This is a genomic window from Streptomyces sp. NPDC032745 (genome assembly GCF_055579465.1).
On record NZ_JBVING010000014.1, the window covers coordinates 81,905 to 107,006 of the forward strand.

A 25,102-nucleotide genomic window follows, 5' to 3' on the forward strand; every position below is an offset into this window, starting at 1 on the left:
CATCGAAGGAGTTCATATGCGGCGTGGCATAGCGGCCACCGCGCTGGTCGCGACCCTGGCGCTCGCGGCTACGGCTTGCGGCGGTGACACCAAGGGCGACGGTGAGACCAAGGCCGGCGGGGAGCTCTCCGGCACGGTCACGTGGTGGGACACCTCGAACGACGCCGAGAAGGCCAGCTTCCAGAAGATCGCCGAGGCGTTCACCGCGAAGCACCCGAAGGTCACCGTCAAGTACGTCAACGTCCCGTACGGCGACGCGCAGAACAAGGTCAAGAACGCCTTCAGCAGCGGTTCCGAAGCCCCTGACGTGATCCGTGCGGACGTCGGCTGGGTCGCCGACTTCGCGTCCCTCGGCTACCTCGACGAGGTCCCGGCCGAGACGGCCAAGAAGGTCGACGCCGAGTTCCTGCCGCAGGCAGCGGCCAGCGGCAAGTTCGAGGGCAAGACCTACGCCGTACCGCAGGTCATCGACACCCTCGGCCTCTTCTACAACAAGAAGATGCTCGCCGACGCCGGCGTCCAGCCCCCCAAGACGCTGGAAGAGGTGAAGACCGCCGCCGCCGCCATCAAGGCGAAGACCGGCAAGGCAGGCCTCTACCTGCGCGGCGACGACTCCTACTGGTTCCTCCCCCTCATCTACGGAGAGGGCGGCGACCTGGTCGACGCGAAGACCAAGACGGTCACCGTCGACAACGCGGCCGGCGTCAAGGCGTTCAAGACCGCCCGTGACCTGGTCACCTCCGGCGCGGCGATCACCAACGCCACGGACGGCTGGGTCAACATGCAGACCGCCTTCAAGTCGGGCGAAGCCGCGATGATGATCAACGGCCCGTGGGCCGTCGCCGACACCTACGCCGGCGACCAGTTCAAGGACAAGGCCAACCTCGGCGTCGCCGCCGTCCCGGCCGGCTCCGCCAAGGCCGGCGCCCCGCAGGGCGGCCACGACCTCGCCGTCTACGCCGGTTCCAAGAACCGCGCCGCCGCGCACGCCTTCGTCGAGTACATGACCTCGCAGGACGTGCAGGTGCAGTCCACCAAGGAGCTCAGCCTGCTCCCGACGCGGACCGCCGCCTACGAGCAGCCCGACGTCAAGTCCAGCGAGATGGTCCAGTTCTTCAAGCCGGCGGTGGACAAGGCCGTCGAGCGCGCCTGGATCCCGGAGAACGGCTCCCTCTTCGAGCCGCTGAAGGTCGAGTACACCAAGGCGATCACCGGGGCCTCGAGCCCGGAGGACGCGGCCAAGGCGGCCGGCGTCGAGTTCCGCAAGATCCTCAAGGGCTGGAAGTAGACAAGACGATGGCTGCTCACACCAGCCAGTCGGTGGCGAAGGCCGCGGGCGGCGACGGGGAAGACACCGTCGCCGCCCGCGGCCGGAGCCGCAGGACTGACAGCGCGAAGCGCGGTGGACTGGGGCGCGCCCTGGCCACCCACTGGTACGCCTGGGCCATGGTCGCCCCGGTGGTGCTCGTCCTCGGCGTGATCATCGGCTGGCCGCTCTTCCGCGGCATCTACCTGTCGCTGACCGACGCCAACGAGCGCAATGTCGCCCGTACCATCGGCGCCAACCACATCGAGGCCACGTACAAGTTCGTCGGCCTCGACAACTACGCGGACGTCCTGGCCGACCCGGTGTTCCTGCAGCGGCTGGTGTGGACGGTGATGTGGACCGTCCTGTGCGTGTCGATCACCTTCACGCTCGGACTGGCCCTGGCCAACATGCTCAACCGGGACTTCCGGGGCCGCGCCGCCTACCGGATGGCGCTCATCCTGCCGTGGGCCGTCCCGGGCTTCGTCTCCGTCTTCGCCTGGCGGTTCCTCTTCAACCGCGACAGCGGCATCCTCAACAAGATCCTCGACGGCGGCGGCATCTCCGCGGTCCCGTGGCTCGACGACCCGACCTGGGCGAAGTTCTCCGTCGTCGCCGTCAACGTCTGGCTCGGCGTCCCCTTCATGATGGTCGCCCTGCTCGGCGGGCTGCAGTCCATCCCCGGCGAGCTCTACGAGGCCGCCGAGATGGACGGCGCCACGGCCTGGCAGCGGTTCCGGCACATCACCCTGCCCGGGCTGCGCACGGTGAGCATGACCGTGATCCTGCTCTCCACCATCTGGACCTTCAACATGTTCCCGGTGATCTTCCTGCTGACGCGGGGCGGACCGGGCGACTCCACCGAGATCCTGGTGACCCAGGCCTTCCGCGAGGCGTTCGTGTCCAGCCCGCGCGACTTCGCGGGCTCCGCGACCTGGGGCGTGCTCATCCTCGCCCTGCTCATGATCTTCGCGCTGGTCTACCGGCGCTCGCTGCGCAAGCAGGGAGAGGTGTGGTGACCGTGACGACCGACGTTTCCGTACGCAAGCGGGGTGAGCGCTCCCCGCTCGCCTCCACCGGACTGCACGCCACCCTGATCGTCGCGTCCGTGATCGCCGTCTTCCCGGTGCTGTGGGTCCTGCTGACCTCGATCAAGCCCGCGAAGCACGCCATCTCCACGGACTTCGTGAAGGAACCGACCCTCGAGAACTACCGCTACCTGGTGGAGTCGACCTCCTTCTTCACCTGGTTCGGCAACTCCGTGCTCGTCGCCGGCATCACCACCGTCCTCGGTGTGTTCATCGCCGCCACGACGGGCTACGCGGTCAGCCGGTTCAAGTTCCCCGGCATGAAGCCGCTGATGTGGACCCTGCTCATCACGCAGATGTTCCCGATGGCCATCCTCATCGTCCCGCTCTACAACCTCATGGGACAGCTGGGGCTGCTCAACCAGCCGCTCGGCCTGATCATCACGTACCTCACCATCGCGGTGCCGTTCTGCGCCTGGATGATGAAGGGCTTCTTCGACACCATCCCGGTCGAGATCGACGAATCCGGCCGGGTCGACGGGCTCAACCCCTTCGGCACCTTCTGGCGCCTCATCCTCCCGCTGGCCAAGCCCGGCCTCGCCGTCACCGGCTTCTACTCGTTCATCACCGCCTGGGGCGAAGTCGCGTACGCCTCCGCCTTCATGGTCGGCGACGAACACCTCACCCTCGCCGGGGGCCTGCAGACCTTCGTCACGCAGTACACCTCCAACTGGGGTGCGATGAGTGCCGCTTCGGTGCTCATCGCCATCCCCGCGGCCATCTTCTTCCTCTTCGCCCAGCGTCACCTCGTCGCCGGGATGACGGCAGGCGCGACCAAGGGCTGACGCCCCTCTCGCGACCCAGGGCTGACCCCCCTGCCTGCCCCCTCTCACCCCCGGCCCGATCTCTCCAAGGACGACATGACCCAGCACCTCGCCGACGCACTTCCCACCACCACCGGCACCCGGCCCGGTTGGTGGAGAGAAGCGGTGATCTACCAGGTCTATCCGCGCAGCTTCGCCGACTCCAACGGGGACGGCATGGGGGACCTCGAAGGAATCCGCAGCCGACTGCCCTACCTCAAGGAGCTGGGCGTCGACGCCGTCTGGCTCAGCCCGTTCTACGCCTCCCCGCAGGCCGACGCCGGCTACGACGTCGCCGACTACCGGGCCATCGACCCCATGTTCGGCACCCTGCACGACGCCGACGCCGTGATCCGCGAAGCGCATGAGCTGGGCCTGCGGATCATCGTGGACCTCGTTCCGAACCACTGCTCCGACCAGCACGAATGGTTCAAGCAGGCGCTGCGGGAAGGCCCCGGCTCCCCGCTGCGCGAACGCTTCCACTTCCGCCCCGGGCGGGGCGCCGACGGCTGCGAGCCGCCGAACGACTGGGAGTCCATCTTCGGCGGGCCCGCCTGGACGCGCGTCGCCGACGGCGAGTGGTACCTGCACCTCTTCGCCCCCGAGCAGCCCGACTTCAACTGGGAACACCCGGCCGTCCAGGACGAGTTCCGCTCGATCCTGCGCTTCTGGCTCGACCTCGGCGCCGACGGCTTCCGCATCGACGTCGCCCACGGCCTGGTCAAGGCCCCCGGCCTGCCCGACCTCGGCCGCGACGAGCAGCTCAAGCTGCTCGGCAACCAGGTGCTGCCCTTCTTCGACCAGGACGGCGTCCACGAGATCTACCGCTCCTGGCGGACCGTGCTGGACGAATACGCCGGAGACCGCATCGGCGTCGCCGAGGCCTGGACCCCGAGCGCGGACCGTACGGCCCTGTACCTGCGCCCCGACGAGCTGCACCAGGCGTTCAACTTCCACTACCTGAACACCGGGTGGGACGCGGCCGCGCTGCGCGGCGCCATCGACGAATCGCTCGACGCGATGCGCCCGGTGGGGGCACCGACGACGTGGGTGCTGTCCAACCACGACGTCGTACGTCACGTGACGCGGTACGGCGGCGGGGCGCAGGGCCTGGCCCGGGCGCGGGCCGCCGCGCTGCTGATGCTGGCGCTGCCCGGCTCGGCGTACGTCTACCAGGGCGAGGAGCTCGGCCTGCCGGAGGTGACCGACCTTCCGGACGAGGTGCGCCAGGATCCCTCCTTCTTCAAGGAGAACGGCCAGGACGGGCTGCGCGACGGCTGCCGCGTGCCGATCCCGTGGTCGGGCGACCGGGCCCCGTACGGCTTCGGTGACGGCGGCAGCTGGCTGCCGCAGCCGGCCGAGTGGGCGGGCCTGAGCGTGGAGGCCCAGACCGGCGACCCGGCCTCGACCCTGGAGCTGTACCGGGCGGCGCTGCGGATCCGCCGGGAGCACGATGCTCTCGGGGCGGGCGACGCGGTGGAGTGGCTGGAGGCGCCGGAGGGCGTGCTGGCGTTCCGGCGCGGCGACTTCGTCTGCACGGTCAACACGACGGGCGAGCCCGTGAAGATGTCCCCGTCCGGCACGGTGCTGCTCACCAGCGGCGACGCGGCGGACCCGGGAGTGCTCGGGGCCGACACGGCGGTGTGGTGGCAGGGGTGACCTCCCCGCTCCGGCTGACGGACATCGCCGCGCAGGCCCAGGTCAGCGAGGCGACGGTCAGCCGTGTGCTCAACGGCAAGGCGGGCGTGGCGGCCGGCACCCGGCACAAGGTGCTGGCCGCCATGGACCTGCTCGGCTACGAGCGGCCCGTGCGGCTGCGGCGGCGCAGCAACGGGCTGGTGGGGCTCCTGATCCCGGAGCTCACCAACCCCATTTTTCCGGCGTTCGCGCAGGTCATAGAGCAGGCGCTGGCCGGCCACGGGTACACGCCGGTGCTGTGCACGCAGACGCCGGGCGGGGCCACCGAGGACGAGCTGGTGGAGCAGCTCGAGGAGCGGGGGGTCACGGGGATCGTCTTCCTGTCCGGCCTGCACGCGGACTCGACGCTGGACCCGTCCCGCTACCAGCGGCTGTCCGCGAGAAATGTCCCCTTCGTCCTGATCAACGGTTTCAACGAGCACGTGAACGCCCCGTTCATCTCGCCGGACGACCGGGCGGCGGCGGACATGGCGGTACGTCACCTGGCGGACCTGGGGCACCGGCGGATCGGCCTGGCCATAGGGCCGACGCGCTATGTCCCCTCGGCCCGCAAGGAGCAGGGGTTCGTCGCCGCCGTGCCGGATGCGGAGTCGGAAGGGCTCATCCAGCGCACGCTGTTCACGGTGGAGGGCGGCCATGCGGCGGGCGGAGCCCTGCTGGACCGCGGCTGCACCGGAATCGTGTGCGGCAGCGACCCGATGGCGCTCGGCGTGATCCGCGCGGTGCGTGAGCGGGGGCTGCGGGTACCGGAGGACGTGTCGGTGGTCGGCTTCGACGACTCGCCGCTGATCGCCTTCACGGACCCGCCGCTGACGACGATCCGCCAGCCGGTCCGCGCGATGGCGACGGCGGCGGTCGGCGCCCTCCTGGAGGCGGTCGGCGGCACCCCGGTCCAGCGCACGGAGTACGTGTTCCAGCCGGAACTGGTGGTCCGCGGCTCGACGGGGCAGGGGCCGGGGGAGTAGGGGCCTTGAACCCTGCTCCGGCCGGCCCCGGGGCGGCCGGAGCAGGGCGGCGCCGGATCCGGCTGGCCCGCGGAGGCGGTGAAAGACCCGCCCCTATGATGGGCCGATGGCGTCGATCAAGCAGGTCCAAATCACCTTCGACTGCGCGGAACCCGAGCGCGTCGCCCGTTTCTGGTCCGAGGTGTTGGGGTACGCCGCCCCGCCGCCACCGGAGGGGTTTGCCACTTGGGACGACTTCGATCGCGCAACGCCGCCCGGGTATCGGGGTCCGGCGTTCTCGGCATGCGCCGATCCCTCGGGTGTGGGCCCCCGGCTGTTCTTCCAGCGCGTCCCCGAAGGCAAGGCCGTCAAGAATCGGGTGCACCTCGATGTGCGGGTCGGCACCGGGCTCGTGGGTGAAGAGCGGCTGGCCGCGCTCGAGGCCGAATGCGCACGACTGGTCCCGCTCGGCGCGGTGCGCGGGCAACTGCTGCGTGCCGATGGCGTCAACGAGTCGTGCCTGCTGATGCAGGACATCGAGGGCAACGAGTTCTGCCTCGACTGAGCGGTCGCGAACGCGGCACCTCCGCGAGCCGACCGGTGCAGTTCGCGTACGGACACGACACGGGCGGGCATGAGCAGCGACTTGCTCATGCCCGCCCTGCCGTGAAGGACTGCTACGCCACGACCTTGCCGACGCCGCCCAGGGGCTGCGCGGCGCGTTGGACGATCTGCCAGAGCTGGCCTTCGCGGTTGCTGACGTAGATCTGCCCGTTGGCGGTGTCCAGCGCGAGGCCTTCGCAGGTCGCCAGGCCGCTGGCCACCACGCGCTGCGCGCCGTCGGCCAGGGTGATCTCGTACAGGCGCCCGCCGTTCAGATGGTCGATGGCGTACGCCTTGCCGTCGCCGGTGAGCTCCATGCGCATGGCGCTCGCCCCGGGCAGGGTGGTCACGAGGCGCTTCGTGCCGTCGGCGAGGCTGACCTCGTACAGGTTGCCGCCGTGGTCCTTCTGGCCGACGTACGCCTTGCCCTTGCCGTCCAGCGCCACTGCGGAGACGCCGACCGGCAGGCCGGTGGCGACCGTGGTCTTCTGCCCGTTCTGCAGGTCGACCGCTGTCAGCTTCCCCTCGCTGTGGCTGACGACGTAGGCCTTGCCCGCCCCGTCCAGCGCGAGGCCGTACGCGCCCGGGACACTGGCGACCGTGCTGGAGGTGCCGGTGGACAGGTCCACCGCGAGCAGGCGCCCGCTGCCGTAGTCGGCGGCGTAGGCCTTGCCCTTGCCGTCCAGCTTCACATCGCAGATGTCGCCCAGGCCGATCGCGACCACGCGCTGCGCGCCGGTGGCGATCTTCACCGCGGACAGCTTCTGGCCGCCCCGGTCGGCGACGTACGCGGTGTTCTGCGCCGGGTCCACCGCGAGGCCTTCGGACGTGCCCAGACCCGTCGTGAGCAGGGCGTAGCCCCTCCTGTTGCCGATCAGCTTCGACAAGTCCTCGAGCTTCGGCATGTCTTCGTCGCTGATGTTCGGCCGGGGCGGCCCGGCCGCCTTCAGGGTCGACGAGGCCATGCCGGACGTGGAGGCGGGGTTCCCGGTGACCTGACGCTGATCCGCGGATGCCTGATTGATCTTCTGGAAGAGGGGGTTGATGAACCCCATGACGTCGAACGCCCCGTGCGCGGTCTGACGCACGAGCCACGGGTCGCGCTCGCTCTCCAGTTTGCGTACCGCCTCCGAGACGTCTCCGGCGCCCGGAGTGTCCTTGTTGAGGGATTCAGCGGACTGTTTGGCGGAGTTCGCTTCGCTTCCGCCACTGTCGAAGATGTTTTCAAAAGACATGGGTATTCCTCCCGATCTGGCCGGCTGATATAGAGTCGGTCACGCCTTGTAGAGAGGCTGCTTCTGGCTCTCGTAATCAAGAGTTTCAGGCTGGAAGACCCGGTGTTCCCCGGTGCGGACGGCGACGATTTCGGCCGCCCCCTTCTGCAGGAACCGCTTGCCTTCGTCGGCCAGATCGAAATTGCTGCCGTCCTCGGTGGAGTCGCCGAGTTTCCATGCGATGACCCGGGAGTACTTCGGGTCCTTGGCCTGCGGGGGAGTCTCCTTGACCGCCACCGGACGCGGGTAGTACAGGGCGACCCACCCGCCGAAGGTGACCGGGAATTCGTAGTCGAACTGCCTCACCTGACGCCGGGTGGTGGCCATGACGTCCGCCCGGCTCATGACTTCCAGGCTGACGGATGACTGGTGTTTCCATTCGGTGGTCAGCGAACCGCTGACGGAACCCGTGATCCCGAGGGCCAGATCCGCCCATAATTCCCCGGTGCCCGTGGCGGAACTCGTGGATGTGGTCGTGCTCGTCGCGTCCGTCTGGGACTCGGTGTCGACGCCCTGGTTGTCCTTGCTGTTCTTCAGGGTGGTCTTCTGGTACTGCTGCATCGCCATGCTCTTCTGCAGTTGCTGCTGCAGTGATGCGGTGGACTTCGCCCCGAAGGTGAGCTTCACCTCCCCCTGGAGCGACCAGCTGATGGTGTTCGATATGGAGAATTCGACCGTGTCCGTCACGGTGATCTTTACGGGGTCGGTTCCATTGATGTACGTCTGCTTGGAGATCATGTCGGGCGGGGGCTGGGTGATGTCGCTCCGCTCTTCTATGACCGGTACGCCCATGTTCATGTACGCGCGCCACCCGCGCTCGTGTGCCGTCGTCTCCTCCAGCGGGAATCCGCCGTACCGGACCTTGTTCAAGGAAAACCCGATGGGGCTGATCGGCTCTCCCCCTCCTTCGGGTGTCCTTTTCAGTACGTTCCTCAGTTGATTTCGCTTCAGGATGGCATCGGCCTTGGCGGCGATTTCGAGCTCTTCCTGGTTCCGTGTGGTGAGCGGGTGGCGCATGAATACATCGTTGATATAAGCCTTGCCCACATCGCTCTTCATGCTGCTTGCCGACATACTCTTGAGGCTTCCTTACGTTGCAGAACCGAATGATTGTTGTTGCGGCCCCTCCGGGTGCAGGGTGAAACTACGTGGGTGACGCCGGGTAACCACTATGCAGAAATGGCCATGCGGCGAAATCGAGACAGACCCTGTTGATCACCTGCTTGATCACTCTTCGACAGGGCGCCCGACCGGCCTGCCTGCCGCCACCTGCGCAGTCGTGGGCGCGGAATGTGGCCGGATCTGTGGTTTCGGGCGGTTCTCGTGATCGCGGGATGTGAGGAAGTGGCGGGATGCATCGCCTGCCGGCGGCGCGGACCGGGCCGGCCGTGTGGGCGCGGGATGGCGTCGCCGGGCCCTACGCGGCCCGGCTGTCCGGCAGGACACACCCTGGAAACAATTCTGCAATCTCTTGCGCAAACTCTTGCAGGGCTCTTACCTGGCCCCTACGGTCGCTGCAATCCCCACCTCTTCCGCCAGGAGGCCCCCCGCATGCCTGCCAGAGCCGTCAGAGCTGCAACTCTTTTCGCCGCGACTGCACTTGCCGCCGCCGCCCTCACCGGCCCGGCACCGCAGGCCGTCGCCGCGACGCCCGGCGACAAGGACGTCACCGCCGTGCTCTTCGAGTGGCGCTTCGAGTCCGTGGCCAAGGCCTGCACGGATTCGCTCGGGCCCGCCGGGTACGGGTACGTCCAGGTCTCCCCGCCCCAGGAGCACATCCAGGGCTCGCAGTGGTGGACCTCGTACCAGCCCGTCAGCTACAAGATCGCCGGGCGGCTCGGGGACCGGGCCGCGTTCAAGGCCATGGTCGACACCTGCCACGCCGCCGGGGTGAAGGTCGTCGCCGACTCCGTGATCAACCACATGGCGGCCGGCGACGGTGTGGGGACCGGTGGGTCGTCGTACACGAAGTACGGCTACCCCGGGGTCTATTCGGGCTCTGACATGGACGACTGCCGCGCGACCATCTCCAACTACCAGGACCGGGCCAACGTCCAGAACTGCGAGCTCGTGCAGCTGGCCGATCTGGACACGGGCGAGGACTACGTGCGGGGGCGGATCGCCGGGTACCTGAACGACCTGCTGTCGCTGGGCGTCGACGGCTTCCGGATCGACGCCGCCAAGCACATGCCCGCCGCCGACCTGGCCAACATCAAGGCTCGGCTGACCAACCCGGGCGTGTACTGGAAGCAGGAGGCGATCCACGGCGCCGGTGAGGCCGTCTCGCCCTCCGAGTACCTCGGCAACGGGGACGTGCAGGAGTTCCGCTACGCCCGTGATCTGAAGCGGGTGTTCCAGAACGAGAACCTCGCCTACCTGAAGAACTTCGGCGAGGCCTGGGGATACATGGCCGGTTCCCAGTCCGCCGTTTTCGTCGACAACCACGACACCGAGCGGGTCGGCGACACCCTGAACTACAAGGACGGCTCCGCCTACACCCTCGCCGGCGTCTTCATGCTGGCCTGGCCGTACGGGTCCCCCGACGTGCACTCCGGGTACGAGTGGACCGACAAGGACGCCGGCCCGCCGAACGGCGGCACGGTGAACGCCTGTTACACCGACGGGTGGAAGTGCCAGCACGCCTGGCGGGAGATCTCCTCCATGGTCGGCTTCCGCAACGCGGCCCGCGGCCAGGCCGTCACCAACTGGTGGGACAACGGCGCCGACCAGATCGCCTTCGGACGCGGCGCCAAGGCGTACGTCGCCATCAACCACGAGGGCTCGGCCCTCACCCGGACCTTCCAGAGCTCCCTCCCGGCCGGCGACTACTGCGATGTGCAGAGCGGGCGTACGGTCAGCGTGAATTCGGCCGGGCAGTTCACCGCCACCCTCGGGGCCGGTACCGCCCTCGCCCTGCACGTGAACGCCCGTACCTGCAGCGGCGGCGGGAGCACTCCGCCGCCGGCGGCCACAGGCGCCTCGTTCGCCGTCAACGCCACCACCGTCCCCGGGCAGAACGTCTACGTCACCGGGGACCGCGCCGAGCTCGGCGGCTGGAACACCGGCAGCGCCCTCAAGCTCGACCCGGCGGCCTACCCCGTCTGGAAGCTCGACGTGTCGCTCCCGGCCGGGACCGCGTTCTCGTACAAGTACCTCCGCAAGGACGCCGCAGGGAACGTCACCTGGGAGAGCGGGGCCAACCGCGCCGCCACCGTCCCGGCCGGCGGCAAGGTCGTGCTGAACGACACCTGGCGCAACTAGGGGGTGTCCGGCGGATCAGGGCCGGACAGCCCGGCCCTGATCCGCCGGACACCCCCTGACCTCTCCCTCCCTCCGCAGACCAGGGCCGCCCGGCATCCAGAACCCCCGCCATCCGCCGGGCGGCCCTCATCCACGCGACACGTAACCAAGGAGACCCGCCTTGATACGCCCCGCCGCAGGAGTGCTCGCCGCCGCCCTGGCCGTGACGCTCCTGCCCGCCCTCCCGGCAGTGGCCGCCGCGCCGCCCGCCCCGCCCTCGGACGCGAAGCTGGCCGCCGAGCCGGCACGCCACGACCTGACCAGGGAGCAGTTCTACTTCGTCCTCCCGGACCGGTTCGCGAACGGCGACCCGCGCAACGACACCGGCGGCCTGACCGGCACCCGGCTCGAGACCGGTCTTGACCCGACGGACAAGGGCTTCTACCAGGGCGGCGACCTCAAGGGGATGACCGACCGGCTCGACTACATCAAGGGGCTCGGCACCACCGCCATCTGGATGGCGCCGATCTTCAAGAACCAGCCGGTGCAGGGGAAGGGGGCCGACGTCTCCGCCGGGTACCACGGGTACTGGATCACCGACTTCACGCAGGTCGACCCGCACTTCGGCACCAACGCCGACCTGGAACGGCTGATCGACAAGGCGCACGCGAAGGGGATGAAGGTCTTCTTCGACGTCATCACCAACCACACCGCCGATGTCGTCGACTACCGGGAGCAGTCCTACTCCTACCTGTCGAAGGGGGCCTTTCCCTATCTGACCAAGGGCGGGGTGCCGTTCGAGGATTCCGACTACGCGGCCGGGAAGAAGAAGTTTCCGCAGGTCGACGCCGAGGCCTTTCCGCGGACACCGTTCGTGCCCGACGCGAAGAAGGCACTGAAGGCTCCCGCCTGGCTCAACGATCCGACGATGTACCACAACCGGGGCGATTCCACCTTCGCCGGGGAGTCCTCCGACCAGGGTGACTTCTTCGGCCTCGACGACCTGTGGACCGAGCGCCCCGAGGTCGTCGGCGGGATGGAGAAGATCTACGAGAAGTGGGTCAAGGACTTCGCGATCGACGGCTTCCGCATCGACACGGTCAAGCACGTCAACACCGAGTTCTGGACGCAGTGGGCCACCGCCCTCGACAAGTACGCCGCCCAGCGCGGCCGCAAGAACTTCTTCATGTTCGGCGAGGTCTACTCCGCCGACACCGCCGTCACCTCCCCGTACGTGACGCGCGGGCGCCTCGACGCCACCCTCGACTTCCCGCTCCAGGACGCGATCCGCGCGTACGCCTCCCAGGGCGCAGCCGCCTCGCGGCTGGGCTCCGTACTGGGTGACGACTACCGGTACACCACGGACAAGGCGAACGCCTACGAGCAGGTCACCTTCCTCGGCAACCACGACATGGGCCGCTTCGGGAGCTTCCTGAAGCAGGACCGGCCGGGGGCGGCGGAGCAGGAGCTGCTGGACCGGTACCGGCTCGCCAACGAGCTGATGTTCTTCTCCCGGGGCAACCCGGTGGTCTACTCCGGCGACGAGCAGGGCTTCACGGGCGCCGGCGGCGACAAGGACTCGCGGCAGCCGCTGTTCGCCACGAAGGTCGCCGACTACCTGGACGACGACCAGCTCGCAACGGTGCGCACGCATGCGAGCGATGCCTACGATCCGGCCCATCCGCTGTACCGCCAGATCGCCGCGCTGTCCCAGCTGACCAAGGCCCACCCGGCGCTGCGCGACGGCATCCAGACCGAGCGGCTCGCCCGCGACTCCGTCTATGCGTTCACGCGCACCGACGCCCGCTCCAAGGCGGAGTACGCGGTCGCGGTGAACAACGCTCCCGAGCCGGTCACCATCGACATGCCGGTCGGCAGCGCGCCGGGCACCGAGTTCACCGCCCTGTACGGGGGTTCGGTCCCGTCACGGGCCACGTCCGCCGGCATCCGTGTGGTCGTCCCGGCCCTTGGATCCGTCGTACTGCGCGCGGGCGCGCCCATCGCCACACCCGCCACGGCTCCCGGAATCACCCTCAAGGCCCCGGCGGCAGCCACCGGCACCGTCGAGCTCTCCGCCGACGTCACCGGCGGCGGCCTGAACCGGGTCGTCTTCGCCGCCCAGGCAGGCACCGGGAAATGGCAGGTCCTCGGCTCTGCCGACCACGCCCCGTACAAGGTCACCCAGCACATCACGGCCCCGGCCGGCACCGCCCTCCGCTACAAGGCCGTCGTCGTCGACTCCGCCGGACGTACCGCGAGCGCCCTCGCCGAGTCCGTCTCCGGCCAGGTCCCGCCCGTGGAGCCTCCGACCGCCACCCAGCGCGACTACGCGGTCGTCCACTACCGCCGCCCCGACGGCGACTACACGAACTGGCGGCTCTACGCCTGGGGCGACCTGGCGGACGGGGAGGCCACCCCCTGGCCGGCCGGGCACGATTTCACCGGCCGCGACGCGTACGGCGCCTTCGCATACGTCAAGCTCAAGCCCGGCGCCTCCTCCCTCGGCTACCTCGTCATCGACAAGGACGGCAACAAGGACGTCGCCGCCGACCGCACCCTCGACGTGACGAAGACCGGCGAGGTCTGGCTCGAGCAGGGCAAGGAAGCGGCCCGCACCGACCGCCCCGCCTACCCGCCGCAGGACCAGGCCAAGGCCGTCCTCCACTACCAGCGCGCCGACGGCGCCTACGACGGCTGGGGCCTGCACGTCTGGACCGGCGCGGCGACCCCGACCGACTGGTCCAAGCCGCTGCTGCCCGTCCGCACCGACTCCTACGGCGCGGTGTACGAGGTCCCGCTCGCGGCCGGGGCGACCAGCCTCAGCTACATCCTCCACAAGGGCGACGAGAAGGACCTCCCCTCCGACCAGTCCCTGGACCTGAAGGCCACCGGCCACGAGGTCTGGATGCTGGGCGGCCGGGCCCCGTACCTCCTCCCGCAGCCCGCCGGCTCCGCCGCCGCCCTGGACCTCACCAAGGCCCAGGCCGTCTGGATCGACCGCGACACCCTCGCCTGGAACGCCCCCGCGGCCGCCGCCTCCGTCGAGCTCCTCGCCTCCCGCGAAGGCGCGGTCACCGCGGAGAACGGCATCCTGCACGCGGGCGGCGCACAGTGGCTGCGCCTGGCCAAGACCGAGCTCACCGCCGCCCAGAAGCAGAAGTTCCCGCACCTGGCGACGTACGCCGCCTACTCCGTCGACCCGCGCGACCGGGACCGCGTACGGGAGGCCCTGCGCGGCCAGCTCGTTGCGAGCGCCCGCGCCGCGAACGGCGCCGTCCTGGCCGCCACCGGCGTGCAGCTCGCCGGCGTACTCGACGACCTGTACGCGAACACGGCCGCGCTCGGCCCCGTCTTCAAGGACGGCCGCCCCACCCTCTCCGTCTGGGCCCCCACCGCCCAGCAGGTCGCCCTCGAGCTCGACGGCCGCACCCTCGCCATGCACCGCGACGACACCACCGGCGTCTGGTCGGTGCGGGGTGAGCGCAACTGGACCGGCAAGCCGTACCGCTACGCCGTGACCGTGTGGGCCCCGAGCACCCGCCAGGTGGTCCGCAACCTGGTCACCGACCCGTACTCCACCGCCCTGACCACGGATTCCACGTACAGCCTGGCCGTCGACCTGGCCGACCCGAAGCTGGCCCCGCCCGGCTGGGGGGCACTGCGCAAGCCGGCGCCGGTCCCCTTCACCTCGGCGCAGATCCAGGAGCTCCACATCCGCGACTTCTCGGTCGCGGACCGTACGAGCACCCACCCCGGCCAGTACCTGGCCTTCACCGACACCGGCTCGGCGGGCATGCAGCACCTGCGTGCGCTGGCCGCGTCCGGCACCTCGTACGTCCACCTGCTGCCCGCCTTCGACATCGGGACCATCCCGGAGAAGGCCTCCGACCGCACCGAACCCGCCTGCGACCTGAAGGTGTACGCGCGGGACTCGGCGGAGCAGCAGGCCTGCGTGGCCGCCGCGGCCGCGAAGGACGCGTACAACTGGGGCTACGATCCGCTGCACTACACGGTGCCGGAGGGCTCCTACGCGAGCGACCCCAACGGCACCGCGCGTACGGTCGAGTTCCGCAGGATGGTCCAGTCGCTGAACGGGGCCGGCCTGCGCACCGTGATGGACGTGGTCTACAACCACACCGTGGCGTCCGGCCAGTCCGACAAGTCGGTGCTCGACCGGATCGTGCCCGGCTACTACCAGCGGCTGCTGGCGGACGGCTCGGTCGCCAACTCCACCTGCTGCGCCAACACGGCTCCCGAGAACGCCATGATGGGCCGGCTCGTCGTGGACTCGATCGTCACCTGGGCCAAGGAGTACAAGGTCGACGGCTTCCGCTTCGACCTGATGGGCCACCACCCGAAGGCGAACATCCTGGCCGTCCGGGCGGCCCTCGACGCGCTGACCGTCGCCAAGGACGGCGTCGACGGCAAGAAGATCATCCTCTACGGGGAGGGCTGGAACTTCGGCGAGGTCGCGGACGACGCCCGCTTCGTCCAGGCCACGCAGAAGAACATGGCCGGCACCGGCATCGCCACCTTCTCGGACCGTTCGCGCGACGCGGTCCGCGGCGGCGGCCCCTTCGACGAGGACCCGCGCGTCCAGGGCTTCGCCTCGGGCCTGTTCACGGCCCCGAACGCCTCGCCCGCGAACGGCACCGCGGACCAGCAGCGGGCCCGGCTCCTGCACGCCCAGGACCTGATCAAGGTCGGGCTGTCCGGAAACCTCGCCTCGTACGCCTTCACGGACACCGCGGGGCGGCGCACCAAGGGATCCGAGGTGGACTACAACGGCTCCCCGGCCGGCTACGCGGCGGCCCCGGGCGACGCCCTCGCCTACGCGGACGCCCACGACAACGAAACCCTGGCCGACGCCCTGACGTACAAGCTCCCGGACGGCACCTCCACCGCCGACCAGGCCCGTATGCAGGTCCTGGCGATGGCCGTCGGCACCCTCTCCCAGGGCCCGTCGCTGTCCCAGGCGGGTACGGACCTGCTCCGCTCGAAGTCCCTGGACCGCAACTCGTACGACAGCGGCGACTGGTTCAACGCCGTCCACTGGGACTGCCGCGACGGCAACGGCTTCGGCCGCGGGCTGCCGCCGGCGGCCGACAACGGCTCCAAGTGGCTGTACGCGAAGCCCCTGCTGGCCGGCCGCCCTGCACCCGCCTGCGCCGACATCACCGGAGCCTCGGCGGCCTACCGCGACCTGCTGCGGATCCGTACGACGGAACCGGCCTTCGCCCTCACCACACCGGAGGCGGTCCAGGCCGCGCTGGCCTTCCCGCTCTCCGGCAAGGACGAGACCCCGGGGGTGATCACCATGACCCTCGGCGACCTGGTGGTGGTCTTCAACGCCACGCCCGCCGCCCAGCCCCAGCGCATCCCGGCCCTCGCGGGCACCGGCTACGCCCTGCACCCGGTCCAGGCGGCCGGATCCGACCCCGCGGTCAAGCGGGCGGCCTACGACGCACGGACAGGAGAGTTCACGACCCCGCCCCGCACCGTGTCGGTCTTCAGACGACGGTGAGCTGATCGAGCCGCTTCTCGAGCAGGATCACCCCGTACACCCGGCCGTCCTTGCCCTCCTTGTGGGGGAACTCCCCGACCACCCGGTAGCCCGCACCCCGGTAGTACGCGAGCAGCCGGGGGTTGGTGGAGACGCAGTCCAGCCGCGCCCGCGGCAACCCTGACCCGGCGATCCGGCGCTCGGCATGTTCGAGCAGCCGGCGCCCGGCTCCCGCGGGCGCGGTTTCGCGTTCCACCATCAGCCGGTGCACGTAGCCGGCGACCGGCGGCTGCACGCCCCAGGCCTCCTCGTCGGACCACCACAGCTCGTACGCGCCGATGATCCGCCCGTCGCTGTCCCCGGCGAGCCACACCTCGCCCTCGCGCATCTTCGCCAGGAAGTGCGCGGCGTCCTTGTCCCCGGGCTTCCACTGGTCGATCCCGTGCTTGCGCATCCACCGGGCGGCCTGGTCGTACAGGGCCACCAGCGTGGCGGCGTCCTTCTCCACGGCCCGCCGGAACAAGATCCCGTCATCAATGATCACGCGGGTATTATCACGCGGATGATCACCGGGGGCAGGTCACCGGGGGCCGGTCATCAGGTGCAGGTCACCGGGGGCCGGGCATCCCGGTCACCGCGTGCTCGGCGGCGGTGGCCGTGGGGACGAGCCCCCCGAGCCGCCCGACCAGTTCCCCGAACGGCCCGTCGGCCGGCTCGTCGGCGAGGATCCGCCCGAGGATCCCGGCCATCTCCCCGTCGTACGCGGCGCTCACGGCGGCCAGCGCGGCGAAGTCGTGCACGAGCTGCAGCTCCAGCTCGGCCCGCGGGATCTTCCGCCCCTCCAGCCAGATCAGCGCGGTGGACTCCGCCAGCGACACCCAGGACCGCACCACGAGTTCCAGCCGCGCGGGCGGCTTCTCGATCCCGATGTGCGTGAGGATCTGCTCGTAGGCGGCCTGCCGGACCTCGTCGATCATCGCGTTGGTCCGGTTGCTCCCGACCGCCGGCCCGCCGCGCATCAGCGCCGAGAACCCGGGCCCGTGGTCGTCGACGAACGCGAAGAACCGGCCCATGACGCGCACCAGCCGTGCCCCGAGCGGGCCCTCCTGCGGCTCCACGAACCGCTGCGCGAGCTCATCGGCAGCCCGCCGCAGCGCGGCCTCGTACAGGCTCAACTTGCCCGGAAAGTAGTGGTAGACGAGCGGCCGGGATATCCCCGCGGCCGCCGCGATCTCGTCGATCGACACGTCGTCGGGCGACCTGTGGCTGAACAGCTCCAGGGCCACCCCGATCAGCTGCTGCCGCCGCTCCTCGACACCCATCCTGCGCCGCGTCCCGGTAGTCATGCGGACACCCTACTGGGCCCGCAGCGGGGCTCAGAGATCCAGGACCAGGCGGTTGCCGTTGGCGCGGGAGACGCACAGGAGCATCGAGTCCTCGCGCTCGCGGTCCGTGAGCAGGGTGTCGCGGTGGTCGACCTCGCCTGCGAGGACGCGGTGTTGGCAGGTGCCGCAGAAGCCCTGTTCGCAGGAGTACGGGGTGGCGGGGAGTTCGCGGCGGACCGCGGTCAGGGTGGATTCGTCCGGCGCCACCTCGATCGTGCGGCCCGAGCGGTGGAGTTCCAGCGTGAAGGGATGGGAAGTCCCGGTCGTGGGGGTCGTTGCGGCGAAGCGTTCCACGTGGACCGGGGTGCCCGGTGGGGCCGCCGCTCGGACCGCCTTCATCAGGGGGTCCGGGCCGCAGCAGTAGATCAGGGTGTCCGGGCCCGCTCCGGCGAGCGGGGACAGGTCGGGGAGGCCCGCCTCGTCTTCCGGGGTGATGGTCACCCGGGAGCCGTACGACTCCAGTTCGGCGAGGAACGGCATGGAGGCTCTCGTACGGCCGCCGTACAGGAGGGTCCAGTTCGCGCCCGCCGCCGTGGCCCCGCGCAGCATCGGGAGGATGGGCGTGATGCCGATTCCGCCGGCGATGAAGGCGTAGGACCGGGCGGGTTCCAGTTCGAAGCGGTTGCGGGGCGGTCGTACGGCCAGCTCCGCGCCCTCCACCAGCTGGGCGTGCGCCTCGCGGGAGCCCCCGCGGCCGTCCCCGATCAGGCGGATCGCGATCGTGTAGCGGCCCGCGTCCGCCGGGTTTCCGCAGAGGCTGTACTGGCGGATCAGGCCCGAGGGGAGCCGTACGTCCACGTGCGCGCCCGGGGTCCACGGCGGGAGCTCCGGGGATTCGAGGGTCAGGGCCATGACCCCGTCCGCCGGCTCCGTACGGGACACGATCAGGGCCGGCAGCCAACGCCGTGGGGAGTAGCCCGAGACCGGGGTCTCCAGCGCCGGGAGGGGCCACAGGGGGGAGCGGGCGATGCGCCCCCGCAGGGCGCGGCGGGTCAGCAGGGCCGCTCCTGCCAGCGCCGCCACCTTCAGGGCGCGGCTCATGCGGTGGCACCGCCGTTCGCGCCGGGGGACGAGGCCAGGTAGGCGACGGCCTGGGCCGTCGAGCCCTCCTGGGAGGGGTGGTACGTACGGGAGAGGTACGTCGGGATCGACTTGAGCATGGCACCCGTCGAGGGGAGCGTGCCCTGCCGGCCCGCGCGGAAGAACTGGCCGAGCGAGGCCTTGGCGCCGGTCAGCTCCGGGTCGTTCTCCATGAAGAAGCGGGCACCCCGCTGCCACAGGAAGACGAGGGCCGTGAACGCGGTGGCCCAGGTCCGGGCCCGGCGGCGGTAGCCGCCGTCCACGTGCATGAAGAGGTCGAAGGCCACCGAACGGTGCTCCACCTCCTCCGCGCCGTGCCAGCGCAGCAGGTCCAGCATCATCGGGTCCGCGCCCCGGCGGTCCAATTCGTCGGCGTTGAGCACCCAGTTCCCGAGGAACGCCGTGTAGTGCTCGATCGCCGCGATCATCGCGACCCGCTCCATGAGCCACCAGTGCCGGGCCTTGCCCGGGGGCAGCGTCCGGTCGCCCAGCAGCTTCTCGAAGAGCCAGTCCACCTGCGCCGTGTACGGGGTCGGGTCCAGGCCCAGCCGCTTCAGGTGGGGCAGCACGTCGTCGTGCGCGGCGGCGTGCATGGCCTCCTGGCCGATGAACCCGACGACGTCCGCGCGCAGTTGCTCGTCCTTGATGTACGGGAGCACCTGCTTGTAGACGTGCACGAACCAGCGCTCGCCCGCGGGCAGCAGCAGGTGCAGCACGTTGATGGTGTGCGTGGCGAACGGGTCGCCGGGCAGCCAGTGGAGCGGGGTGCCCTCCCAGCCGAAGGACACGTTCCGCGCCTTGAGCTCGATGTGTTCCGACGCCACGGGGGCGGGCGCGAGCGGCGTATTAGACATGGCGTCAATGTACTGAGGGGTAGGAGAGAGGAAAACCCCTCTGCGCCCACCTCTTCACGCAAGAGTCCCCCGGGCGCGCAGCGCGCCCGGGGGACTCAGGCCTGCCGTCCGGCTCGTCCGGCTAGCGCTCGGCGTGGCCGCTCGCGAGGGTCCACTCGCGGTTCAGGGCGCCCAGCGGGATCTTGCGCTCGAAGAGCGGCGTGCCGAACAGGGAGAGCTGCAGGTGCAGGTTCCCGCTCAGGTCGAAGCCGCCGTACAGCGCCCAGGCGCCGCTGAGGGAGGTCTTGCCGTCGCTGGACGCGCTCGCCTTGGCGTCGGCCTCGCCGCGCAGGTAGGGGGCGAAGTCCGCGCTGACGCCGACGGCCCCGTACAGGCCGACGGAGGCCTCGGCGCCGAGCGCGCCCTTGACCTTGCCGGAGGCGGTGACGGTCGCCGTGACCGGCGTGCTCTTGACGTTGGACTGGCTGACCGGCGTCCAGCCCTTGCCCGTCGCGTAGCTGCCGCCGACCTTGAAGTCGCCCTTGACGTCCTGCTGGACGTCGAGGGTCACGCGGCCGTCGGCCTCCACCTGGACGTAGCAGGTCAGGTCGAGGTTGACGACGACCGGCACCGGGCCGACCTGGATGACCGGAGCGCTGTGCAGCTTGGCGAACGGGATCCGCTTGGCGGCCCCGGTGCTCGCGGCGGCGCGGCCCTGGAGCTTCCACTGCGAGGACCAGTCGCCGCTCATGCCGAGGAAGGCACCGCGCGGCCCGGAGCCGCCGCCCGCGCTGCCGTCGTACGAGAACTCCACCTGGGGGGCGAGCTGGACGAACCCGGACACCGAGGCGCCGGCCGAGGCGGGGGCGTCCGGGGCGGTGTCGACGGCGGCGTTCACGTCGAGCCGCAGGTTGCCCAGGGGCAGCTTGGCGCCCTCGGGGCCGAACTTCACGCCCTGGCTCTTGGCCCAGGAGAAGGTGACGCCCTTCATCAGGGGCTCGACGGTGACCGACGCCGGGTCGACGGGGACCTTGCCGTCGGCCTTGTCGTCGTTCAGGACGGAGGCCAGCGTCGTGGAGGCGGTCTTGACCTCGGTGCCGCGGTCGGTCTTCCCGACGACCTCGGTGACCTTGGCGAGCAGGCCGTTGGGGGCGCCGGGCGCAGGTGCGCTGGCGATGACGTCGCCCACGGCGACGGGCTTGTCGGCCTCGGGGGACGCGCCCGCCCCGGACGACGGACCCGCGGCGGGGGACTTGCCCGCCTCGGGCTTCTTGCCCGGCGCGGGGGACTGGGCGGGCCCCTGCGGGGCCTTGGCTATGACGGCCCGTCCGCTCGCCTGGTCGTAGGAGGCGACCTTCAGCGAGGACTTCTCGGTCTTGCCCTTCCCGCCGGCGCGGGCCACGGCCGCCGGTGTGGGGGTCCCCTGCGGCGCCGCGGCCACGTCGAGCTGCTGCGACGTGCCGTCGCCCGTGGGCGCGAGGGTGGCGGGGGCGGCCGCGTCGGCGGCGCCGGTGTGCGGTGTCGAGGAGCAGCCGGTGGCGGTGAGGGCCAGGGCGGTCAGGCCGGGGAGGATGAGCCGTCGGGCGAGCGTGCGCACGTGGGTGAACCTTCAGTACGTGAGGGGGGTGTTGGTGGGTTACCCAGTGGTAACCGGAACCGATCATGCCATGTGTGCACTGCGGCAGTCATGTCCGGATCCCGCCAACTCCCCGGCCGTTCTTCACGGTTGAAGATTCACCCACCCTGCTGGGCGGCTAGCGGAGCACCCCCGCGTTCGTACCGTCCGTGAGCTTGCCCGCCAGCTCCACCTGCGCTCCCGCCGGTGCCTTCACCGCCAGCCGGTTGCCGTTCGCCGACCCGTTCACCCCGCCGCCCGACACCGACAGCGACGCGAACTGCGCACTGCCCGCCGCCAGCACGTACCACTGGCCCGCCTTCGACTTCCACAGCACGCCCGCCAGCACCCGCGGCTCCCGCGGCCCGCACGCCGGCGAGCCCTCCGCCTTCGCCGCCTGCGCCGCCAGCGGGGCGTCCGGGGTCAGGAACTGCGCCTGTACCCGGTCCTCCGTGCCCGCCCAGGTCTCCGCCCGGGTGCACAGCCACGTCGCAGTGCCGTGGCCCTCGGGCAGCGGCTGCTTCGCGTACGTCCAGGCGTTCACGCTGCGGACGCCGTGCGAGCGGACCGACGGCAGCAGGCACGCGATCCGCGACCAGTCGCCGAGCTCCGCAGCCTCCACCACATCGCGCTCCGCGCCCGGCGCGCCCGAGGTCAGCCGGGCCGGGGTCAGCTCGCCGAGGTCGGTGACCAGCCGGGTGGAGCCGTTGCCGGTCAGTGCCAAGGCGTTCCAGCCGGTGCAGTTGCCCGACGGCGCGGGGCTCGCCACCGGCGGGGTGATCCCGTCCTGGCCCAGCTTCAGCGGCGCCGGGGCGTCACCGGGCTTGAGCAGGTCCCGCAGCCCCGCCCCGGTGACCCACGGCGCGGTCAGGTAGCGGACGTTGCCGTCGACCCGGCTCAGCACGAGCGCGGTCGAGTTCTCCGCCGAGGCGCCGTCGGTCCGGGCGAAGTCGAGGGCGGCGACCGAGGTCCCGTTGCGCGGCTCGGCGTACCGGACCACGCGCAGGCCGTCGTACAGCAGGACCACGACCGCCTGGTCGACGGTGCCCGCGAACAGCAGCTGCGGCGGGCCCATCGGCGGTCCGGGCGGCGTGCCGGGGGTGGCCGATGCGACGACCGCCCGGCCCGGCCGGGCCCAGACGGCCAGGGCCCGGCGCAGCAGCTCGGCGTCGTCGGCGCGGTCGCCGCGCGCGGGCCAGGTGGAGAAGCCCGTACGGGAGGACGTACGCCAGAGCGCGGGCGCGACCCGGACCAGCTTGCCCGGATCCAGGGCCTGTTCCGCCGCCGCGTTGCGCGCGTACGGCGGGGCCGCGGCCCCGTCCGCGCCCCAGCCGCCGCCGGGCAGCGCGAGCAGCGCCCCGCACACGGCGAGGGCGGCCGCGGCGGCCAGCCCGGCCCGGACGAACCGGCGCCTGCGCAGCAGGTCGGTGGGCCGCGCCTGGAGTACGCACGGATCGAACTCGGGGGAGGCGAACAGGGCGTCGTTGGCCGGATCCCCCGATTCCGCGACCGCGGCGGCGGGGTTCGCGACCCCGGCCTCGGTCAGCACCCGGAGCACCTCGGGCTCCGGCAGCCGCTCGAGGGCGCGCAGTACGCAGGCCGCCCGGCCGGGCCCGTCGAGGGTGGCCAGCCACTGGTCCAGGGCCAGCTCCTCGGCCCCGCCGGAGCGCGGGAACAGCCGCAGCCCCCAGACCTGGGGGAGCAGCGGAGGCAGCTGCGCCCGCCGGGGCAGCGCCCGGAAGGTCAGCGGAATCCCGGCCTCCAGGGCGGCGCGCAGCACCCTCAGCCGGACGTACGCGTACCCGGACTCGGTGCCCGCGGTCCCGCGCTGGCCCGGAACCCCGCCCTGCACAGCGGCCTCGGCGGCGGTGCCGGACCCGCGCCGCCCGCGCGGCAGGGCCCGCTGGGCCAGGGAATGGGCGGTGATCACCCGCCGGTTGCGGCCGAGGGCGGGCGGCAGCACCAGATAGGCGAGCCGCACCAGCCGCGGGTAGTGCTCGACGATGGCGGCCTCGGCCAGCTCGACGTCGGGCGGCACGGGAGACGGGGGGCGGGTGGCGGTATCCGGCGCAGTCACGTTCAGCAGAACGAGCGAATCGTCGGATGGTCACCCGTCCCCAGGTCACACGTTCGGGTCGAATGCCGGCCGCGGATCAGGCCACGAGGCGGGCGCGGAGTGCCTCGACCGTCTCGTCGGGGACGCCGAGGCCCTCGCGCACGTACTTCCCCATCGAGCCGTACCGCGTGTTCACCTCGTCGAGCGCGGCCTCCAGGTACGAGGGGAAGACGCCGATCAGGCCCAGTGCGATGTCCGGGTTGCCGCCGGCGATGGTGAAGCCCTCGATCAGGGGTGCGAAGGCCTGCTTGACCGCCGGATTGACGGAGAGGTACTCGTCCATCAGGGTCTCGTCGTCCGCGCCGAGCAGCGACAGGACGACGGTCGCGCCCCAGCCCGTACGGTCCTTGCCGGCCGTGCAGTGGAACAGCAGCGGGCCCGCGTCCGGGTCCGCGAGCTCGGTGAGCAGGGTCCGGTACGCGGCCTGCGCGGAAGCGGTGTTCACCAAGGACCGGTAGGTGTCGGCGAACAGCCTCTGCACCTTGCCGCCGCCCAGGTGCTCCTCCGCCATCGCCGGGTCGGACAGCAGGTCCTTGAGCTGTGTGGCGGCCGGCATCCTGCCGGAGCTCAGCTTGTCGGCGAGGACGTCGCCGATCAGGAGGCGGGTGCCCGCCGGTATCCGGTCCGGGTGGTCGGCGCGCTCGGCGTCGGTGCGGAAGTCGATGACCGTGCGCAGGCCCAGCGCGGCCACGACCGGGTCGGCGTCGACGTCGAGCCGGTCGAGCTGTCCGGAGCGCAGGACCAGCCCGGGGCGGACGGTGCGCCCGCCGGAGAGGGGGGTGCCGCCGAGGTCGCGCAGGTTGGCGACGGTGGTGGAGGGGGTGGTGGTGGTCATCGTGGCGGCTCCAGCGGTGCGGGCGGTGCGGGCGGTGCGAGCGGTGTGGGTGGTGTCGGTGGTGGGTGGTGGGTGGTGGGTGGTGCGGGGGTATGGGGGTGCAGACGGTGCGGGTGGTCCGCTTTCACCCGATTTTCGGATGTTTCGTCCCGGATAGGTAATCGAGGGCGAGCGAGAGTCCGACTCCCACCCCCAGAGCCGCCAGATGTCCGGCGTCCGTGAAGGTCCGGTCCCGCTTCAGCACCGGCCCCGCGGCGAGCGCCAGCAGCCCCACCCGGGCGGCCGTACGGACCGGCCCGCGCGGCAGTGCGGAGGTCAGTGCGCCGAGCACGGCGTTGAACCCGTAGCTGGTCCCCACGTCGAGGGCCCGCCGGGCCTGCGGATCGGCCGTCCGGCGCAGGACTCCGTAGACGATGAACGTCGCCGTGGCGTGCCCGAACGCGAACACCGCGGCCGTCCACCAGGCCCCGTAGGCGTACTCCGCGTACCCGAGGACCGCGACGAGCAGCAGCGCGTACGGCAGCGGCATGGGCTCCTCGACGACGAAGGCGCTGCTCAGCAGGGTCCCCCAGCGGCCGGCGGCGAGGTTGTCGACATTCGTCGAGCAGCCCCGCAGTACCCGGTCCCGCTCCGCCGCCCCCATCCGGTCCAGTGCGTACGCGCCGAGCTGGACCCCGCCCGTGTACACCACGCCGAGCGTCGGCGGTGGCCATGGCAGTGAATTCATCCGATCATGATCGGATACGGCCCCCGGACTGGCGGAACCGGGTCTCGTGCGA

The 25,102-nt window shown here is 71.0% G+C and carries 18 protein-coding genes; 8 read left to right on the forward strand and 10 right to left on the reverse strand.

Annotation, left to right across the window (positions count from 1 at the left end; genetic code table 11):
- Positions 1-16: 16 nt before the first annotated feature.
- From ACZ5WG_RS30210 to ACZ5WG_RS30235, 6 genes are all read left to right on the forward strand, one after another.
- Complete coding sequence (locus ACZ5WG_RS30210; RefSeq protein WP_468727333.1) at positions 17-1,288, forward strand: extracellular solute-binding protein; 1,272 nt, start codon at positions 17-19, stop codon at positions 1,286-1,288.
- An 8-nt stretch (positions 1,289-1,296) separates the two neighbouring features.
- Positions 1,297-2,325: a carbohydrate ABC transporter permease gene (locus tag ACZ5WG_RS30215; protein WP_468727334.1), complete on the forward strand. Its 1,029-nt coding sequence runs from the start codon at positions 1,297-1,299 to the stop codon at positions 2,323-2,325.
- Positions 2,322-3,179, forward strand: a complete 858-nt coding sequence (locus ACZ5WG_RS30220) for a sugar ABC transporter permease (protein WP_468727335.1) — start codon at positions 2,322-2,324, stop codon at positions 3,177-3,179. Before ACZ5WG_RS30215 ends, ACZ5WG_RS30220 begins: the two co-directional genes overlap by 4 nt.
- A gap of 75 nt (positions 3,180-3,254) precedes the next feature.
- Positions 3,255-4,856: a glycoside hydrolase family 13 protein gene (locus tag ACZ5WG_RS30225; RefSeq protein ID WP_468727337.1), complete on the forward strand. Its 1,602-nt coding sequence runs from the start codon at positions 3,255-3,257 to the stop codon at positions 4,854-4,856.
- The gene (locus ACZ5WG_RS30230) at positions 4,844-5,860 is read left to right on the forward strand and encodes a LacI family DNA-binding transcriptional regulator (protein WP_468727339.1); all 1,017 of its coding nucleotides are present in this window, start codon (positions 4,844-4,846) and stop codon (positions 5,858-5,860) included. Before ACZ5WG_RS30225 ends, ACZ5WG_RS30230 begins: the two co-directional genes overlap by 13 nt.
- Before the next feature lie 106 nt (positions 5,861-5,966).
- Complete coding sequence (locus ACZ5WG_RS30235; RefSeq protein WP_468727340.1) at positions 5,967-6,404, forward strand: VOC family protein; 438 nt, start codon at positions 5,967-5,969, stop codon at positions 6,402-6,404.
- A gap of 112 nt (positions 6,405-6,516) precedes the next feature.
- Here the strand turns inward: ACZ5WG_RS30235 and ACZ5WG_RS30240 are convergent, their stop codons facing one another.
- Positions 6,517-7,677 carry a Vgb family protein gene (locus ACZ5WG_RS30240; RefSeq protein WP_468727342.1) on the reverse strand — a complete coding sequence of 387 codons (1,161 nt, stop codon included), beginning with the start codon at positions 7,675-7,677 and terminating at the stop codon, positions 6,517-6,519.
- Positions 7,678-7,716: 39 nt separating this feature from the next.
- Positions 7,717-8,790 carry a gluconolaconase gene (locus ACZ5WG_RS30245; RefSeq protein WP_468727344.1) on the reverse strand — a complete coding sequence of 358 codons (1,074 nt, stop codon included), beginning with the start codon at positions 8,788-8,790 and terminating at the stop codon, positions 7,717-7,719.
- 477 nt (positions 8,791-9,267) lie between these two features.
- On the opposite strand from ACZ5WG_RS30245, the gene ACZ5WG_RS30250 reads away from it, so the two are divergent.
- Positions 9,268-10,977: a carbohydrate-binding module family 20 domain-containing protein gene (locus ACZ5WG_RS30250; protein WP_468727345.1), complete on the forward strand. Its 1,710-nt coding sequence runs from the start codon at positions 9,268-9,270 to the stop codon at positions 10,975-10,977.
- Positions 10,978-11,137: 160 nt separating this feature from the next.
- Positions 11,138-16,480 carry a pullulanase-type alpha-1,6-glucosidase gene (gene pulA, locus ACZ5WG_RS30255; protein WP_468727347.1) on the forward strand — a complete coding sequence of 1,781 codons (5,343 nt, stop codon included), beginning with the start codon at positions 11,138-11,140 and terminating at the stop codon, positions 16,478-16,480.
- Here pulA and ACZ5WG_RS30260 read toward each other — a convergent pair.
- The 8 genes from ACZ5WG_RS30260 to ACZ5WG_RS30295 form a co-directional block, all read right to left on the reverse strand.
- Entirely contained in the window at positions 16,467-17,003 is a 537-nt protein-coding gene (locus tag ACZ5WG_RS30260) for a GNAT family N-acetyltransferase (RefSeq protein ID WP_266994084.1), read from the reverse strand. The genes pulA and ACZ5WG_RS30260 overlap by 14 nt on opposite strands.
- A 64-nt stretch (positions 17,004-17,067) precedes the next feature.
- Positions 17,068-17,805, reverse strand: a complete 738-nt coding sequence (locus tag ACZ5WG_RS30265) for a TetR/AcrR family transcriptional regulator (RefSeq protein WP_468727349.1) — start codon at positions 17,803-17,805, stop codon at positions 17,068-17,070.
- Between the two features lie 30 nt (positions 17,806-17,835).
- Complete coding sequence (locus tag ACZ5WG_RS30270; RefSeq protein WP_468727351.1) at positions 17,836-18,885, reverse strand: PDR/VanB family oxidoreductase; 1,050 nt, start codon at positions 18,883-18,885, stop codon at positions 17,836-17,838.
- Positions 18,882-19,778: a metal-dependent hydrolase gene (locus tag ACZ5WG_RS30275; RefSeq protein ID WP_468727355.1), complete on the reverse strand. Its 897-nt coding sequence runs from the start codon at positions 19,776-19,778 to the stop codon at positions 18,882-18,884. Before ACZ5WG_RS30275 ends, ACZ5WG_RS30270 begins: the two co-directional genes overlap by 4 nt.
- A gap of 121 nt (positions 19,779-19,899) precedes the next feature.
- Positions 19,900-21,354, reverse strand: a complete 1,455-nt coding sequence (locus tag ACZ5WG_RS30280; RefSeq protein ID WP_468727357.1) for a hypothetical protein — start codon at positions 21,352-21,354, stop codon at positions 19,900-19,902.
- 157 nt (positions 21,355-21,511) lie between these two features.
- Entirely contained in the window at positions 21,512-23,449 is a 1,938-nt protein-coding gene (locus tag ACZ5WG_RS30285) for a hypothetical protein (RefSeq protein WP_468727360.1), read from the reverse strand.
- A 76-nt stretch (positions 23,450-23,525) separates the two neighbouring features.
- Positions 23,526-24,323 carry a tyrosine-protein phosphatase gene (locus tag ACZ5WG_RS30290; RefSeq protein ID WP_468727362.1) on the reverse strand — a complete coding sequence of 266 codons (798 nt, stop codon included), beginning with the start codon at positions 24,321-24,323 and terminating at the stop codon, positions 23,526-23,528.
- Between the two features lie 124 nt (positions 24,324-24,447).
- Entirely contained in the window at positions 24,448-25,050 is a 603-nt protein-coding gene (locus ACZ5WG_RS30295; RefSeq protein ID WP_468727364.1) for a rhomboid-like protein, read from the reverse strand.
- Positions 25,051-25,102: the final 52 nt, after the last annotated feature.